Here is a 15553-nt window from a genome sequence, read left to right as displayed (position 1 = left end):
ACTTGGGGACACAACTTGTTCGCGCTCACCAAGGTATTCGGACCGATCTATACCGCGACCCTGCTGATGCAGCTGGGCTCAAGTCTGCTGATGACTTACCTGGCACTGCGCCTGGATACCGCGGGGGCCGCGGAGTTCTGGGGTGGCGGTCTCATGGCCGCCAATGCACTGGGGATGGTGGTGGGGGGGCGGGGCGGATACTGGCTGATCGGCCGCGTCTCCCACGTCCGCGCATTCGTGGCCGCTGCCGGAGTGATAGTGACTGCGGTGCTCGGCCATCAGTTCAGCGACTGGCTGCCGCTCTGGCTAGCGTTGAGATTCATTGTGGGCGTGGCAATGATGTGCCAGATGATGGTCATCGAAAGCTGGATCAACGACTGCGCACCGTCGGATCGCCGTGGCGGCGCCCTGTCGTTGTACATGGTGGCGAGCTACGTCGGCATGATGCTCGGGCAACTGCTCCTTGGCCTCGGCCATGGGCTGGGTGCATTGGTCCTGTCCGGCGTGGCCATCGCCTTTGCCGTTGGAATTGTGCCCATGGCGCTGCACCGTGGCGCGGAGCCGAGCGCCATCAGCCAAGTGCGCGTGCAGCCGATGCTCTACATTCGCAGACTGCCCCAGGCCCTGGGCACCGTGTTTGTCTCGGGGCTGTTGAATGGCTGCTTCTACGGATTGACACCAATCTTCGCGGCGCAGCTGGGATTCTCGCCCGAGGAGGTCGGTCAGTTCATGGCGCTGAGCATCGCCGCGGGGCTCATCGCTCAACTTCCCCTTGGCATGCTTTCGGACCGGTATTCCCGTGTCGCGCTGATTCGCGTGATCTCTATCTTGCTCTGCGTTGCCTACTTACCATTGGCCGTTATCGACGCACCGGGCGCGAGATGGGCGATGTTGGCCGGCGCGATCATCGGCTTCTTGCAGTTCTGCTTGTATCCACTGGGTGTCTCGCATGCGAACGACAACCTGGAAGCCGAACTCCGGGTGGCCGTAGCCGGGGTGCTGCTGATGGCTTTCGGCATCGGTGCCGCCGTCGGGCCGCTGGTTGCAGGCACGCTCATGGAGCGATCCGGGCCTCAGGCGCTCTACCTGTTCAGCATTGGCGTGACGGCGCTGCTGACCCTGCTGATCAGAACGAGACGGGAGAACTGCGCTTCGACCGCCGCCAAGTTCATCGCCTACTAGAGCCGAGAGTTAGTTAAAAAGCAGGCGTCCTCATCCCCACGCAGTACATATCCTTCGTAGAGATTTTCGAAGTCGAGAGCCTCAAAGCTGTTTCCCAGGAAGTTGAGCAGGGTCCTGACGGAGTGGGGCATCCCGCGGCGCGTGGGGAAGAGGGCATGGACAATGCCACCCTTCGGTCTCCAATCGTCCAGTACCGGCTGCAGTACCCCATTGCGGATGTCTTTGAACACCACCAGCTTGGGTAGTTGAACAATGCCGCCGCCCTCCAGGGCGACGCGGCGCAAGGTGATCATGTCGTCAGTGACCAGGCGTGGCGTATGACGCACGGTCGCCTGGATGCCGCCACGGTCCTCCATGTTCCACTCGTACTGGGGTGCGCTGGGTCCCATGCCCAAGCTCGGGAAACGAGCCAGGTCTGCGAGGCTGCGAGCGGGGCCGACACGCTCGATCAAGCCAGGACTGGCGACCAATTCCTGCGGGCTTGCCGACAGACGTTTCATGGTCAGCCCGCTGTCCTCGAAAGGCGGGAAACCGACTCGGAGCACGACGTCGAACCCTTCGCGCAACGGATCGACCTGACGATTCGTGCTCTCCAGCTGCACCTCTACTTCCGGATAACGGTCCATGAAGCGTGCCAGCATGCCGGCCACCAGGAAATTGAGCAGGGCGGTGGGGCAGGCAGTGCGTACCAGTCCGCGCGGCGCTGCCTGGTCGTTGTCGATCACGGCCTGGGCCGCCTGTGCTCCCTCCAGCATCGTCAAGCAGTGTTGGTAGTACGCCGTGCCGAGATCGGTCACTGAGAACTGACGCGTGGAGCGGTTGATCAGACGCACTCCGAGACGCTCTTCCAGCGCCGCGAGATGGCGGCTCAGCTTCGACTTGGTTACGCCCAGCGCGCGACTGGCGGCACCGATCCCCTGATGATCGACGACTTGGATGAAGTAATAGAGTTCATTCAGGTCATACATCGCGTGGTGTTCCATTTTTGAAATAGTGATTTCTGATCCGGCGTCTACCGAGCAATCGGACCGGCGTCTAAGGTGGCAACTCACCGGTGCGGCCGCCCGGTTTCCTCAAACCGAACAAGCAGTGGGGTCTGGAAAAGTGAAGTCTGCATTGGAGGTCGCACAACTTTTTTTTGCCAGTTATCGGGTCCACGACCTGACAAAGATGTTGGCTTGCTTTGCCCCAGAGGGGCGGATCGACTATCTCCCGATCGCGCTGGAGGGCTTCGCAGAAGAGGCCGGGTGCTCCATCTGGTCGGCCTTGATCGAAGTGTTTCCCGATCTCTCCAATGAGATCACTGCAACCTATCCCTGTGCTGACGGCCGTACCGTAATCCTCGAAGTGACCATCAGCGGTACACAGTCCCGCGATGCCTTTGGTATCCGCAACAAGGGGCGCCAGTTCCATTTGCCCCACGTTTTTATCGTACGGGTCGACGACCACCAGCGGATCAGCCAGATGAAGGCCTATTGGGACAATGCCGCCTGGTTCGCCGCCCTTGGCCGAACCAGCTTGGTCGAGACTCCCTGAAGCCGAACCGATCCGTACCGCTTCCTGACGGATGGGCCTATCTGAACGAGGCCGGGCCTGTCCTTCCACAACGCAGCAATGAGGTGTGACATGAGCAAGAAGATGCTGGTGGTGCTGACCAGTTTCCCCAAATACCCAAACCTCGCACGGGCCACAGGCCTTTGGCTGGGTGAGGCCGTTCACTTCGTGAAGAAGGTCGAGGCAGCCGGCTACCAGGTCGACTACGTCAGCCCGAAGGGCGGTTACACGCCTATCGACCCCCACAGCTTGGCAATGGCTGAGGCGGTTGACTGGGAGTGGTATCAGGACAAGGACTTCATGAATCGCCTGGGCTCTACCATGAAGCCAAGCGAGGTCAACCCCGATGACTACGCAGTGATCTACTACGCCGGCGGTCACGGGGTGGTCTGGGACTTCCCTGACAATGAAGAGCTGCAGGCGCTGAGCCGTCGCATCTACGAGAACGGCGGTATCGTCTCCTCGGTTTGTCACGGCGCAGTCGGGCTTTTGAACATTGAGCTTTCCGACGGCTCGTTGCTGATCAAGGGCAAGGAAGTCACGGGTTTCTCCAATGCCGAAGAGAAGCTCGCGGAGCTGGACAAGTACGTGCCCTACCTGACCGAAGACGAAATGGTGAAACGCGGGGCGATCTACAAGAAGGCCGCCGAACCCTGGATGCCGTTCGCTGTGGCTGATCAACGGGTCATCACTGGTCAGAACCCTGCGTCTGGCGCACCGGTCGCGGAGCTGGTCCTGAAGGCACTCGCCGGCTGATAGAGGCCCTTGCAAACGCCCCCGCGCCGCCACGCACGGCCGGGGGCGTTCGCTTTTTCCGGAGAAAATTTCCAATGTCTTTTCCGCTGTATGTGATGGCGTACTTCAGGGTCAGGCCCGAGGCCGTCAGCGAGATGCTGGAGCTGCTGCGCGAACTCAGCACGCTTACGCATGGAGAGCCAGGTTGCCTCGAATATGCCTACTACCAGTCCACGGAAGATGTGCTGGAGTTCTGCTCGTTCGAGGTCTGGAAAACAGCGGGCGACGAGGCCGCCCACTGGCAGACGGAGCATCTGCTGCAAGCCTTGAAGAAGGCTGAGCCGCTGCTGCAGTCTGTGCCGCACATCATTCGCTCGACCCGCGTCACCTGACTTCCCCGCGCGGGCGGGAATGACCCGCCTGCGCCCTGGGGTTACCAGACTGGCAGTGTGTAGCTGAGGATCAGACGGTTATCGTCCAGATCGTTACCGAAGTGGCGAGTGCGTACTGTGGCGTTGCGCCATTTCACGCCGAGGTTCTTCAGCGCTCCGCTCTGGAACACATAGGCGATATCCGTATTGCGCTCCCATTCCTTGCCATTCGCTTTGCCAGCGCCCAACTCGATACCGTCGCCCGTGATGTAACGGGTCATGAAGGTCAGTCCTGGTATCCCCATGGCGGCGAAGTCGTAGTCGTAGCGCAGCTGCCAGGAACGCTCGTCACGGTTGGCGAAGTCGCCGAACTGTACGTAGTTGAACAGGAATGGGTCGCTACCGGCGATGTACGCATAGCCCGTGTCTCCCGCCATGCGCTGGTAGGCGACGCCGAGAGAATGGGCGGCGAAGCGGTAGGTCAGCATGGCGCCATAGGCGTCGTTGTCGACATTGCTGCTGCCGGCATCGTTGGCTCTGGCCGCGCGCAATTCGGTACGCAGCGATTGTTGCGGCGAGAGCGCAAGGCTGTGAGTGAGGTTGAGGATGTGCTGACGGTAGAGGTCTTCCAGCTCGCCGTAGTGGTAAGCAGTCGCCAACTGGCTGCTCCACTGGTAGGTGAGGCCGGCAAAGTTGAATGCGTCGCTCGTCTTGCTGCTCTTCACGCCAATGCCCCCGGCGCTGCCATTGCTGACCGTCATGTCCTCGTAGTCCGAGGAATTGCGCTGGTTGACCTGGGTGAGCCGTCCGGCGTCCAGGGTCAGACCGTCGATTTCCTGCGAGCTCAGGTGGCCACCGCGAAAGGTCTGGGGCAGCAGGCGTCCGTCGTTGTAGGCAACCGACGGCAAGCGCGGCTGAAGGGTTCCCAGCTTCAGCAATGTGCGAGAGACCTTGAGCTTGGCGGTAAGTCCCAGCTCGGCGTATTCGTCCTGGGCGCGGCGGGTTTCCCGGTCTTGCTTTAGCAGTTGGGTGCCACTGCGTTGCGCACCCGAGTCGAGTTTCACACCGAGCAATCCCAGCGCGTCAACGCCCACGCCGATGCGGCCTTCGCTGAAGCCCGACTCGTAGCGCAGCAGGAAGCCTTGGGCCCACTCTTCGGCCTTGGCCTGAGTAGCGCCGCTCTGGCGGAAGTCACGGTTCATGTAGAAGTTGCGCAGTTCCAGACTGGCCTTGCTGTCCTTGGCGAACTCCGCCAGGGAAAGGCCAGGCAAGCCGAAGGCGCCACCGGCCATAAGCAGGCCGGCGGTGAAGGTGTTGCGATGCATGGTGAGTCCTCTGTTTCTTGTTGTTGGGGGAGGGCGGGAAAAAAAAGGACGCGGTCCAAAGGAGTCCGGACCGCGCCTCGCTCAACAGTCGGCGACGCGAGAACGGCGCCGGTGGTGGGGGCTGTCAGTGCGCGGTCGCCCCCGCCATGCCGAGGCCTGTCTCGGCGCGCACGGCCTGGTCGGCGAAGCCCTGGCGGTCCCGCGCGGCCTGCGCGCTGCGGTCGAACCTGGACACCATCACGATGACCAGGAAGGCCAGTGGCATGGAGAACAGCGCAGGGTGGTCATAGGGGAAGATCGCCTTGTCGTGGCCGAGCACCGTGACCCAGACGGTGGGCGAGAGGATTACCAGCGCCAGTGCGCTGATCAGCCCCGTGAGTCCGCCCCAGATGGCGCCGCGGGTGGTCAGGTCCTGCCAGTACATGGCCATGATCAGCACCGGGAAGTTGGCCGACGCGGCGATGCCGAAGGTGAGGCCGACCAGAAAGGCGATGTTCACCTGTTCGAAAAGAATACCGAGGGTGATCGCCTGCAGGCCGAGGCCGAGCACGGCCAGGCGCGAGACCCGCATTTCCTGTGCTTCGCTGGCCTGGCCACGCTTGATCACGGTGACGTAGAGGTCGTGGGAGATGGCCGAGGCGCCGGCCAGGGTGAGCCCGGCGACCACAGCGAGAATGGTGGCGAAGGCCACGGCGGAGAGGAATCCGAGGAACAGGTTGCCGCCCACCGCCTTGGCCAGGTGCATGGCCACCATGTTGCTGCCACCCACCAGGGCGCCGCCCAGCTTGCCGTCGACGAAGTACTGCGGGTCGGTGCCGACGATGACGATGGCGGCGAAGCCGAGCACGCAGACCACCAGGAAGAAGAAGCCGATGAAGCCCGAGGCGTAGAACACCGATTTGCGTGCCTCGCGGGCGTTGGGCACGGTGAAGAAGCGCATCAGGATATGCGGCAGGCCGGCCAGGCCGAATACCAGGCCCAGCGCCATGGACGCCACGTTCACCGGGTTGGATAGCATGCTGCCGGGGCCCATCAGGTTCCAGCCGCTGGCGTGGCTTTCCACGGCACGGCGTGCCAGGGTTTCCAGGCTGAAGTCGAATTGTGCCAATGCCATCAACATCAAAGTGGTACCGCCGGCCAACAGCAGGATGGCCTTGGTGATCTGCACCCAGGTGGTGGCGAGCATGCCGCCGAAGACCACGTAGACCAGCATGAGCAGGCCAACCAACACCACTGCGACGCTGTAGTCCAGGCCGAACAGCAACTTGATCAACTGGCCGGCGCCAACCATTTGCAGCAACAGGTAGCAGCTCACCACCGTCAGCGAGCCGCAGGCCGCGAGGATGCGGATGCGTCGCTGGTCGAGGCGGAAAGAGACGATGTCGGCGAAGGTGTACTTGCCGAGGTTACGCAGGCGCTCGGCCATCAGGAAGGTCAGCACCGGCCAGCCGATGAAGAAACCAGTGACGTAGATGACCCCGTCATAGCCCTTGGCAAAAATCAGGCTCGACAGCCCCAAGAGGGTGGACGCGGACATGTAGTCGCCGGCGATGGCCAGGCCATTCTGCAAGCCGGTGATGCCGCCGCCGGCGGTGTAGAAGTCGTGGGTGGATTGGGTCCGCCTTGCCGCCCACCAGGTGATCAGCAGAGTGATGCCGACGAACAGGAGGAAGATGCCGATGGCGTGCAGATTGGGTCCCGGTTGGCCGATTTCACCGGCCTGCGCGAACAGGGGCAGTGCGGCCAGGCCGCCGATTGAGGTGCGTTTCATGCCTGGCTCTCCTCGATGATGCTGTTGCCGAGACGGTCGAAGTGGGTGTTCGCGCGGTGCACGTACCAGCCGGTCAGCAGCCAGGTCGCCAGGATCAGCAGGGCGCCCAGCGGAATGCCGAGGCTGAGATGGCTGCCGGCGTAGAGCGGGAGGTGCAGGAGATCCGGCCGTATGGCCGCCACTCCCATGAACAGGAAGTAACTCGCCAGTACCAGTAGCGTGAGCCACCAACTGGTACGCGAGCGGGCTCGGGTGAAGGCGATGTACCTCGGGTCCTGCCGGATGCGGCGATAGTGTTCGGCGTGATCTTCGGGTGTGCTGGTCATGGTGCCTCCGCTCGTTTTTGTTGTAGGGCTGCCCGTCGACCCGCCTGGGAGGGCGGGCCGTGAGGAAGGGAAATGGGTTGTCGATCAGCGCCAGGCGTAGTCGCTGAACAGCTCGCGCAGGGTTTTCTTGCTGACTTTGCCGGTGGCCGTGTGGGGCAGCTCATCCAGGCGTTCGCTGGCATCGGGCAGCCACCATTTCGGCAGCTTGCCCTCCAGGAAACGGATCAACTCCTCGTGGCTCGGCGCGGCGCCCGCCTGGCGTGGCACCACCACCAGCAACGGGCGTTCGCTCCAGCGCGGGTGGGCGACGCCGATTACTGCCGCTTCGGCCACTTGCGGATGGGCCATCACGGCGTTTTCGATCTCCACGGAGCAGATCCATTCGCCGCCGGACTTGATGACGTCCTTGATGCGGTCGGTGATCTGCATGTAGCCGCGCGGATCGATGGTGGCGACGTCGCCGGTGTCGAACCAGTCTTCGGATGTGTCCTGGCCGAAGTAACCGCTGCGCACCCAGGGCCCGCGTACCTGCAGCGCGCCGGAAGCCTGGCCGTCATGGGGCTGGAGTTTCCCGGTCTCGTCGACCAGGCGCATTTCTACGCCGAACAGCGCCCGCCCGGACTTGAGCAATTGCGGGCCCCGTGCGCTGTCATCCAGCTCGGCATACCAGGGTTGATTGCGGTTGTAGCTACCCATGGGGCTCATCTCGGTCATGCCCCAGCCGTTCTCCAGGGCGATGTTGTGCTGGGCCATGGCTTCGATCAGTGCCAGGGGGCAAGCGGCGCCGCCGCTGACGGCGCGTTTCAGTGTGGGCACGGCGATGCCGTGGGTGGCCAGGTACTGACTGATATTGGCCCAGAGGGTCGGTACGGCCAGGGAGAAGGTGACGCCTTCATCGTTGATCAGATTTACCATCGCCGCCGCGTCACTCACCTTGGGACCGGGCAGGACCAGCTTGGCACCTACCATGGCGGCGTTGTACGGCATGCCCCAGGCATTGACGTGGAACATCGGCACCAGCGGCATCACCACGTCCAGGGCGCGCAGGCCAACATTGTCGGCCATGTTCTGCGCCATGCCGTGGAGCACGGTGCTGCGGTGGCTGGTGAGTACGCCTTTTGGATTGCCGGTGGTGCCCGAGGTGTAGCAAAGGCCGCTGGCCTGTCGCTCATCGAGTTCCGGCCAGGCATAGCTGTCCGATGCCTGCGCCAGCAGCGTTTCGTAGCTGAGCAGGTTGGGCAGGCTGCTGGCGGGCAGCTCGTCCTCCGCGCAGAGGGCGATGAAGCGCCGTACCGAGGGGATTTCGTGCTGCAGCGTTTCCACCAGGGGAATGAACTGCGGGTCGATGAACAGCAGATCGTCCGCTGCATGCTGGATGATGTAGCGGACCTGCTCCGGGAACAGCTTGGGGTTGATGGTGTGACACACGCGCCCGGAGCAGGGCACGGCGTAATGCAGTTCGAAGTGGCGATGGTCGTTCCACGCCAGGGTGCCGACCCGCGCACCCGGAGGGCAATCCAGGGCATCAAGGACGTTGGCCAGGCGGGCCACTCGTGCAAATGCCTCGGCATAGCGATAGCGATGCACACTGCCATCGGCAAACAGGGAAACGATTTCAGTATCGGCCGCAACCTGGAGTGCATGCCGCATGATTGCGGTGATTCCCAGGTTGAAATTCATCATCAGGCCTTGCACGGGCAACCTCCTGCCTTGTTCTTGTTTGGGCATAGAGGCTGGGTCCGGTCGGTAACAGCCTCTCAACGGGTGCAGAGCAAGGGCTGTGCCAGAGGCTTTCGGCGACGGGGATTTGTGGATTTAAAGTCTTTTGTTTCAAATGGATAGGTGATTGGTGAGCTGATTGCCCACCTCACCAAAGCCCCCTCGTTTCACGTCTTTCAGTTTCAGTTCTGTAATGATTTTTCAGGGTTGAAATTTCGGTCGCGGCTGCCGGTGGTGGGCGCGAAACGGCGGGAGCTAGGCTGAACGCCCCGCGCGCAGGCGTCGCCACAGGGTCGTGCGGCTGATGCCCAGTTGTCGCGCCGCTTCATCGAGGTCGCCGTCGCAGGCATCCACTACCCGGCGGACATGGGCGATTTCACTGGCCTTGGCGACGCTGCGCAGCGCCTGGTCCGACGTATCCGGCTGGTCCGCCGTCGGCACCTGGGCGCCCGGCTCGAACAGTTCGGGGAACAGGGCGCGCAGGCCGGCCGGGTTGTCCTGATCGTTGTCACCGAGGGTCTGCGCCGACAGCGCCGCGCGCTCCACCAGGTTTTCCAGTTCGCGAATGTTGCCGGGCCAGCGGTGCGCCTGGAGGCGCGGCATGAGTCGATCCAGCAGTGCCTGGCCAGCGTTGGCGGCCGCCATCGGAAGCGCGAGCCGGTCGAGGATGGCGCCGGCCAGCAGGCGGATATCCCCGAGGCGTTCGCGCAGGGGCGGTACGACCAGGCGGAGTATGTTCAGGCGGTAGTAGAGGTCCTCGCGGAAGCGGCCATCGGTAATCCGTCCGCGCAGGTCGCAATGGGTCGCGGCGACCACGCGTATGTCCACCGGGGTCGGCTCCGAGGCGCCCAGACGCAACACTTCACGCTCCTGAAGCACACGCAGTAGCCGGGTCTGCAGGGTCACGGGCATGTCGCCAATCTCGTCGAGGAACAGGGTGCCGGTGTGCGCCGCTTCGATCAGGCCTGACTTGCCGCCCTTGCGCGAACCGGTAAAGGCGCCTTCCTCGTAGCCGAAAAGTTCGCTTTCCAGCAGCGCTTCTGGGAACGCCGCGCAGTTGATCGCCACGAACGGCCCCGCCTGGCGCTGGCCGGCGTTGTGCAGGCTCTGCGCGAGCAGCTCCTTGCCGGTGCCGCTTTCACCGGTGATCAGTACGGTGGAGTCCGTGTCGGCATAGCGCCGAGCCAGCTCTAGCAGGGCACGAAAATCGGCGGCCTGCCCGAGGAGCTGGTCGAAGTGGTAGCGCGCGGTGAACTGACGGGGGCGCGCCTGACTGCGGATACGGCGGTCGGCGCGCTGGATGGCGTTCGTCTCCTGGCAGGAGATCACCACACCGTCGGGTTTGCCATGCTCGATGACCGGGGTGACATTGGCGACCAGGGCTCGGGTACCAACGCGGACCAGCCGGCTCTCCTCGCTTTCGCCCTGGTTCAGGCTGCTGCTGATGTCGAGTTCCGGCATCAGCTCGGCGAGAGGACGCTGCCTTGCCCACTCGACGGAAATGCCGAGCAAATGCGCCATACGCGGATTAATCGATTGCACGATGCCATCGGCGTCAACGGCGATCACGCCATCGCTGAGGTTGCGCAGCACCGCGCTCAGGCGCTGCTGCTGGATCAGCGCCTGGGTACGGCTGCGGCAGATCGCCAGCGCTTCGTCCAGCGTCCGGCGCACCGCGTCGGCATTTAACGCCAGCACACCCTGGGCGCCGGCCGCTTCGGCCACTTCCACTGCTGTGGAAGAGCCCACTATCACCCGATAGCCCTCATCCACCAGTTCGCGAATGCGCTGACGTGCCTCGTCGAAGCTGGTGTAAGTGGCCTGACGGAGGTCGACGGTGAACAGCGACGCCATCGCGTCTAGTTCCGGGTGAGCCTGCTGGAAGCTGACGATACCCACCTTGGTGGCCCGTGCCCTGGCCATGTCCAGGGCGCGGATGAGGTCGTACTCGCCCATTCGGATGGACAGGATGGTCGTGCCGATATGGCGCCGCAGGTAATCAGCCGTGGCCCCGGAGCAGATGATCAGGTCAACGTCCTCGCGGCTTTCCAGCTCCATGCCAGTACGCCGCAGTTCGGTGACCGTCGTCTCGACGATTTCCACCTGGGCGCGTTGGTGATAATCGGGCACCACCTGCTGGACGATCCGAGCCATTCGGCTGGCGCCTTCGGGGGCACGGAGGTGGGTGATGAGGGCGACGACTCGGGGTAGGTACTGCGCATCTGGCATGGTCGGGTCCGCTGGTGTTCTGGCTTTTCTAGCCTGAAACAAAGATTTCAGATCTGCAATTAGCAAGGGGGCTGATAAGTCAGGACAGGCTTCAAGATTCGCCATAAATCGTTGTTATTAAAGGAGTAATAAGAATTTATAGAGAACTGGAATAGCTCTTGCTCTCTCGCTCGTAAGTCATCACCCGTGAGCAAGAGCTGCCGATGTATAGCATTCCCTCCGCAGGATCCGGCCCGTACCGGATCGACATTCCAGACGCCCTGGCGCCGCTGGCTGAATTTCTCGCCCAGCAGGTCGGCTGTGAGCGTGTCCAGATCGAAAGCTGCGAACGCCTGTCGGGCGGTGCCATCCAGGAAAACTGGCTACTGAAGGCCAGGTTGTCCTCTGGCTCCTGGCAAGCCGAGCGGCGCTGGGTTCTGCGCACCGATGCGCCGTCCTCGGTGGCGGTCAGCATGGACCGGGCGCAGGAGTTCGCCGTGTTGCAGGCAGTGCACCAGGCAGGTGTGAAGGCGCCGGAACCGCTCTGGCTGTGCCGTGATACGCAGGTGATCGGGCGCGATTTCTTCGTCATGCAGGCGCTCGGCGGTACGGCCAGCGGCCATCGCCTCGCCACCGATCCGGCTCTTGAGCCAACCCGCGCAGCGCTTTGTCGCGAACTGGGCGAAAGCCTGGCGCTGCTGCACCGGATCACGCCTGAACATCCGGCGCTCGACTTCCTGCCGGCTGCCGCTGCCGACCCGGTACAGGCGAGCATCGACCAGTACCGGAGCTACCTCGACGCACTGCCGGGCAGTCACCCGGTCATCGAGTGGGGGTTGCGCTGGTGCGAACTGAACCGCCCCGCGCCGGTCCCCTCGCGGCTGATTCACCGGGATTATCGCACCGGCAATTACATGGTGGATCGGGGACGGCTGGCGGGTGTGCTCGATTGGGAGTTCACCGGCTGGGGCGACCCCCGCGAGGACATCGGCTGGTTCACTGCACGTTGCTGGCGGTTCGCCCGCCCGGACCGACTGGCCGGCGGAGTAGGGGAGCTGGATGACTTCCTCGACGGCTACGCAGCGGTGTCCGGCTATCGTCCCGGCGCTGAGGAGCTGCGCTTCTGGCAACTGATGGCCCACCTGCGCTGGGCGGTGGTTGCGTTGCAGCAGGCGCAGCGTCACCTGACCGGACAGCAGACGTCCCTGGAACTGGCACTGACCGGACGCATGGTGCCGGAGCTGGAGCACGAAATCCTCATCCTCAGTGGAGCCACGTCATGACTGCGCCGAACGCAACCGAACTCTTGGCCACTGCCCGCGGCTTGCTCCTCGAGAAGCTTCTGCCGGCACTGCCCGCCAGCCTTGCGTACGACTGCCGGATGATCGCCAGTGCCATAGCCATCGCCGCACGTGAGATCGAGCGGGGTGATAGCGCTGCTGACCTCGAATGCGATGCCTTGGCGCAGGTACTGGAACCGCGCGGATTGGCAGGGCTGACTCGGGACGACGCACTGGCGTTGCTAGCGCAGTTCATTCGCCAGGGCATCTTCGACCAGCCCGGAGGCGAACAGGCGCGCTTGTTGGATGCGCTTGCGGCCATCACCCGGGCACGCCTCGGCATCAGCAATCCCAAGGTGCTCAAAGATGCACGCTGAGTCCGACGTCCGGCGTCGCCGTTGCTACCTGGTCAGGCACGGGCACGTCGACTACTTCGACGCACTGGGGCGGCCACTGGACCCGCGTACCGTGGCGCTTTCGCGCACGGGCACGCAGCAGGCGTGGGCGCTCGGGCAGGTCTTGCAGGATGTTCAGTTCGACCGGGTGCTGTGCTCCGACTATCCACGTGCCAGGCAGACGCTCGACCTGCTTTTGCAGGGGAATCAGGTCCCGGTGGAGTCCATGCCCGAGCTTCGTGAGATTCGCGCGGGACGCTTGCGCGAGATTCCGGCCGAAGCGCTTCGGGAGCAGGTGGTTGGCGCATACCGTGCAGCGGGTGTCGCCGGGGCGCGCTTCCTCGGCGGTGAGCGTTGGGACGACTTCCAGCGCCGCGTGCTCAGCCTCTTCTTCGAATTGCTGCAGGACCCGGGCTGGGACAGCGCCCTGATCGTCAGCCATGACGCGGTTAATCGCATCCTGCTGGGCTGGGCGGCGGGCCTGGGGCTCGCCGGTATCGCCGCCTTCGAGCAGGACACCGCCTGCCTAAACGTGCTCGACATCGATATGCGTGGCGACCAGGTACTTGGCGCCCTCATTCGCACGCTCAATTTCACCCCCTACGACCCACACAAGGCCGGTATCCACGGCACCGTGCTGGAAAACCTCTTCCTGGCCATCGAACCGGCCGGGCTGAGGGCTTGAACCTTTTCACCACAGGAAATCACCCATGAACTTTGCGCTTTCGGATGACCTTCTAGACCTGCAGGCCCGTGTACGGGAATTCATCGCCACGGAGATCATCCCGCTGGAGAGCGACCCCCGACAAACGCCGCACGGTCCATCCGGCGAGCTGCGTCAGGAACTGGTTGCGAAGGCCCGCGCACGTGGCCTGTTGACGCCGCATGCCTCTCGCGAAATGGGCGGGTTGGGACTGTCCCACACCGCCAAGGCAATCGTGTTCGAGGAGGCCGCCTATTCGCCGCTCGGCCCAACCGCGATGAACATCCATGCTCCCGACGAGGGCAACATCCACCTGATGGAAGTCGTGGCGACCGAGGCGCAAAAAGATCGCTGGTTGCGCCCACTGGTACAGGGCCATATCCGCTCCTGCTTCGCCATGACCGAGCCGGCGCCAGGCGCTGGTTCCGATCCGTCGATGCTGGCCACTACTGCCGTGCGCGACGGCGACGATTACCTCATCAATGGCCGCAAGTGGCTGATCACCGGCGCGGAGGGTGCCAGTTTCGCCATCATCATGGCGCGTACGGAAGACGGCAACGCAACCATGTTCCTGACTGATACCGACCGCCCCGGATTCATCCTCGAACGGATGATGGACTCCCTGGACAGTTGCTTCACTGGTGGCCATGCGGTGCTGCGTTTTGAGAACCTGCGGGTGCCCGCCAGCGATGTGTTGGGCGAGGTTGGCAAGGGTTTCCGCTATGCGCAGGTACGGCTCGCGCCTGCGCGCCTGACCCACTGCATGCGCTGGCTGGGGCAGGCGCGCCGTGCCCATGACGTGGCCTGTGCCTATGCCGGCCGGCGTCAGTCGTTTGGCAAAGTGTTGGGCGAGCACCAGGGCGTCGGCTTCATGCTTGCCGATAACGAGATGGACCTGCTCACGACGCGCCTCGCCATCTGGCATTGCGCCTGGGTATTGGACCAGGGTGAACGCGGGAATTCCGAGTCGAGCATGGCCAAGGTGATCAGCTCCGAAGGCATCTGGAGAGTGATCGATCGCAGCGTGCAGGTGCTGGGTGGCCAGGGCGTCACCAGAGAAGCAATTGTCGACCGCATCTTCCGGGATGCGCGCGGGTTCAGGATTTACGACGGCCCCAACGAAGTGCATCGCATGAGTCTGGCGCGCAAGATCCTCGCGCGTGTGCAAGGCGGTGCCCAATGAACCGTTCGCCGCTGCTGGCTTTCGATCTGCGCGGGCGGCGCGCCCTGGTGACCGGCGCCTCCAGCGGATTGGGCCGGCACTTCGCGCGGGTGCTGGCCGCCGCCGGTGCTCGCGTCGCCGTCGCAGCGCGGCGGGTAGAGCGTCTGGATGAACTGGTCAGCGATATCCGTTTCAACGATCACGAGGCCCGGGCCTATTCATTGGACGTGACTGCCCGCGCATCGGTGGTGGAGTGCCTGGATGCGATCCAGGCGGACTTCGGCGGGCTGGACATCGTCGTCAACAATGCCGGAGTCAGCGATACGAAACGCGTCCTCGACTATCGCGATGAAGACTGGGACGCCGTTCTCGATACCAACCTGAAAGGTGCCTGGATGGTCGCGCAGGAGGCTGCTCGAAGAATGGTCGAGGCGGGGCAGGGTGGCAGCCTGATCAACGTTACGTCGATCCTCGCATCGCGGGTGGGCGGGGGCGTTGGTCCGTACTGCGCCGCCAAGGCGGGCCTCAGCCACCTGACCCGCTCCATGGCACTGGAACTGGCGCGCTTCGGAATTCGCGTCAACGCCCTCGCGCCGGGGTACGTGGTGACTGAAATTAACGATGGATTCCTCGCCAGCGAGGCGGGCGAGCGCCTGAGAGCGCGCGTACCGTCGCGGCGTTTCTGCACCTATGAAGACCTGGAGGGGGCGTTGCTGCTGCTGGCTTCCGACGCCGGGTGCGGCATGAACGGGGCCGAGATCATCGTGGACGGAGGACATGCCTGCTCGGGCTTGTGACGAAGGATGCGATGCCCGCTGGGCA

At 63.6% G+C, this 15553-nt stretch carries 15 protein-coding genes; 9 read left to right on the top strand and 6 right to left on the bottom strand.

Features of this window, described 5'->3' with window-relative positions; all coding sequences use genetic code 11:
- Positions 1-15: 15 nt before the first annotated feature.
- Entirely contained in the window at positions 16-1182 is a 1167-nt protein-coding gene (locus tag DM872_RS12725; RefSeq protein WP_179059837.1) for an MFS transporter, read from the top strand.
- Here DM872_RS12725 and DM872_RS12720 read toward each other — a convergent pair.
- Positions 1179-2150, bottom strand: a complete 972-nt coding sequence (locus DM872_RS12720) for a LysR substrate-binding domain-containing protein (RefSeq protein WP_179059836.1) — start codon at positions 2148-2150, stop codon at positions 1179-1181. The genes DM872_RS12725 and DM872_RS12720 overlap by 4 nt on opposite strands.
- A gap of 136 nt (positions 2151-2286) precedes the next feature.
- Between DM872_RS12720 and DM872_RS12715 the strand changes: the two genes are divergently transcribed.
- The 3 genes from DM872_RS12715 to DM872_RS12705 all read left to right on the top strand — a co-directional run bounded on the left by DM872_RS12715 (position 2287) and on the right by DM872_RS12705 (position 3863).
- On the top strand, positions 2287-2718 hold the full coding sequence (locus DM872_RS12715) for a nuclear transport factor 2 family protein (protein WP_218649262.1): 432 nt from the start codon (positions 2287-2289) through the stop codon (positions 2716-2718).
- Positions 2719-2808: 90 nt separating this feature from the next.
- Positions 2809-3492 (top strand): type 1 glutamine amidotransferase domain-containing protein, encoded by a 684-nt coding sequence (locus DM872_RS12710; protein ID WP_179059835.1) that lies wholly within the window; start codon positions 2809-2811, stop codon positions 3490-3492.
- Positions 3493-3566: 74 nt separating this feature from the next.
- The gene (locus DM872_RS12705; RefSeq protein ID WP_179059834.1) at positions 3567-3863 is read left to right on the top strand and encodes a putative quinol monooxygenase; all 297 of its coding nucleotides are present in this window, start codon (positions 3567-3569) and stop codon (positions 3861-3863) included.
- 41 nt (positions 3864-3904) lie between these two features.
- Here the strand turns inward: DM872_RS12705 and DM872_RS12700 are convergent, their stop codons facing one another.
- The 5 genes from DM872_RS12700 to prpR form a co-directional block, all read right to left on the bottom strand.
- Positions 3905-5167 (bottom strand): OprD family porin, encoded by a 1263-nt coding sequence (locus tag DM872_RS12700; RefSeq protein ID WP_179059833.1) that lies wholly within the window; start codon positions 5165-5167, stop codon positions 3905-3907.
- Positions 5168-5291: 124 nt separating this feature from the next.
- Entirely contained in the window at positions 5292-6938 is a 1647-nt protein-coding gene (locus DM872_RS12695; RefSeq protein WP_179059832.1) for a cation acetate symporter, read from the bottom strand.
- On the bottom strand, positions 6935-7264 hold the full coding sequence (locus DM872_RS12690; protein WP_179059831.1) for a DUF485 domain-containing protein: 330 nt from the start codon (positions 7262-7264) through the stop codon (positions 6935-6937). The genes DM872_RS12695 and DM872_RS12690 overlap by 4 nt, the downstream gene beginning before the upstream one ends.
- Before the next feature lie 84 nt (positions 7265-7348).
- Entirely contained in the window at positions 7349-8959 is a 1611-nt protein-coding gene (locus tag DM872_RS12685; RefSeq protein ID WP_179059830.1) for a long-chain fatty acid--CoA ligase, read from the bottom strand.
- Between the two features lie 279 nt (positions 8960-9238).
- Complete coding sequence (prpR, locus tag DM872_RS12680) at positions 9239-11212, bottom strand: propionate catabolism operon regulatory protein PrpR (protein WP_179059829.1); 1974 nt, start codon at positions 11210-11212, stop codon at positions 9239-9241.
- A 203-nt stretch (positions 11213-11415) separates the two neighbouring features.
- Between prpR and DM872_RS12675 the strand changes: the two genes are divergently transcribed.
- Genes DM872_RS12675 through DM872_RS12655 form a run of 5 tightly spaced genes read left to right on the top strand, consistent with a single transcriptional unit; the run spans position 11416 to position 15528 of the window.
- Positions 11416-12474, top strand: a complete 1059-nt coding sequence (locus DM872_RS12675; protein ID WP_179059828.1) for a phosphotransferase family protein — start codon at positions 11416-11418, stop codon at positions 12472-12474.
- On the top strand, positions 12471-12848 hold the full coding sequence (locus DM872_RS12670) for a DUF6285 domain-containing protein (protein WP_179059827.1): 378 nt from the start codon (positions 12471-12473) through the stop codon (positions 12846-12848). The genes DM872_RS12675 and DM872_RS12670 overlap by 4 nt, the downstream gene beginning before the upstream one ends.
- The gene (locus tag DM872_RS12665) at positions 12838-13551 is read left to right on the top strand and encodes a histidine phosphatase family protein (RefSeq protein ID WP_179059826.1); all 714 of its coding nucleotides are present in this window, start codon (positions 12838-12840) and stop codon (positions 13549-13551) included. Before DM872_RS12670 ends, DM872_RS12665 begins: the two co-directional genes overlap by 11 nt.
- Positions 13552-13576: 25 nt before the next feature.
- Positions 13577-14752: an acyl-CoA dehydrogenase family protein gene (locus DM872_RS12660; protein WP_179059825.1), complete on the top strand. Its 1176-nt coding sequence runs from the start codon at positions 13577-13579 to the stop codon at positions 14750-14752.
- Complete coding sequence (locus DM872_RS12655; protein WP_179059824.1) at positions 14749-15528, top strand: SDR family NAD(P)-dependent oxidoreductase; 780 nt, start codon at positions 14749-14751, stop codon at positions 15526-15528. The genes DM872_RS12660 and DM872_RS12655 overlap by 4 nt, the downstream gene beginning before the upstream one ends.
- The last annotated feature ends 25 nt before the right edge of the window (positions 15529-15553 follow it).

The sequence above is a fragment of the Pseudomonas taiwanensis genome (assembly GCF_013393345.1).
Lineage (GTDB): Bacteria > Pseudomonadota > Gammaproteobacteria > Pseudomonadales > Pseudomonadaceae > Metapseudomonas > Metapseudomonas resinovorans_C.
This window is presented reverse-complemented; position numbering and strand designations above follow the sequence as displayed.

Coding starts and splice junctions, on each gene's coding strand:
- DM872_RS12720 (WP_179059836.1), bottom strand. CDS start 2,150: ATGTATGACCTGAATGAACTCTATTACTTCATCCAAGTCGTCGATCAT.
- DM872_RS12710 (WP_179059835.1), top strand. CDS start 2,809: ATGAGCAAGAAGATGCTGGTGGTGCTGACCAGTTTCCCCAAATACCCA.
- DM872_RS12705 (WP_179059834.1), top strand. CDS start 3,567: ATGTCTTTTCCGCTGTATGTGATGGCGTACTTCAGGGTCAGGCCCGAG.
- DM872_RS12700 (WP_179059833.1), bottom strand. CDS start 5,167: ATGCATCGCAACACCTTCACCGCCGGCCTGCTTATGGCCGGTGGCGCC.
- DM872_RS12695 (WP_179059832.1), bottom strand. CDS start 6,938: ATGAAACGCACCTCAATCGGCGGCCTGGCCGCACTGCCCCTGTTCGCG.
- DM872_RS12690 (WP_179059831.1), bottom strand. CDS start 7,264: ATGACCAGCACACCCGAAGATCACGCCGAACACTATCGCCGCATCCGG.
- prpR (WP_179059829.1), bottom strand. CDS start 11,212: ATGCCAGATGCGCAGTACCTACCCCGAGTCGTCGCCCTCATCACCCAC.
- DM872_RS12675 (WP_179059828.1), top strand. CDS start 11,416: ATGTATAGCATTCCCTCCGCAGGATCCGGCCCGTACCGGATCGACATT.
- DM872_RS12670 (WP_179059827.1), top strand. CDS start 12,471: ATGACTGCGCCGAACGCAACCGAACTCTTGGCCACTGCCCGCGGCTTG.
- DM872_RS12665 (WP_179059826.1), top strand. CDS start 12,838: ATGCACGCTGAGTCCGACGTCCGGCGTCGCCGTTGCTACCTGGTCAGG.
- DM872_RS12660 (WP_179059825.1), top strand. CDS start 13,577: ATGAACTTTGCGCTTTCGGATGACCTTCTAGACCTGCAGGCCCGTGTA.
- DM872_RS12655 (WP_179059824.1), top strand. CDS start 14,749: ATGAACCGTTCGCCGCTGCTGGCTTTCGATCTGCGCGGGCGGCGCGCC.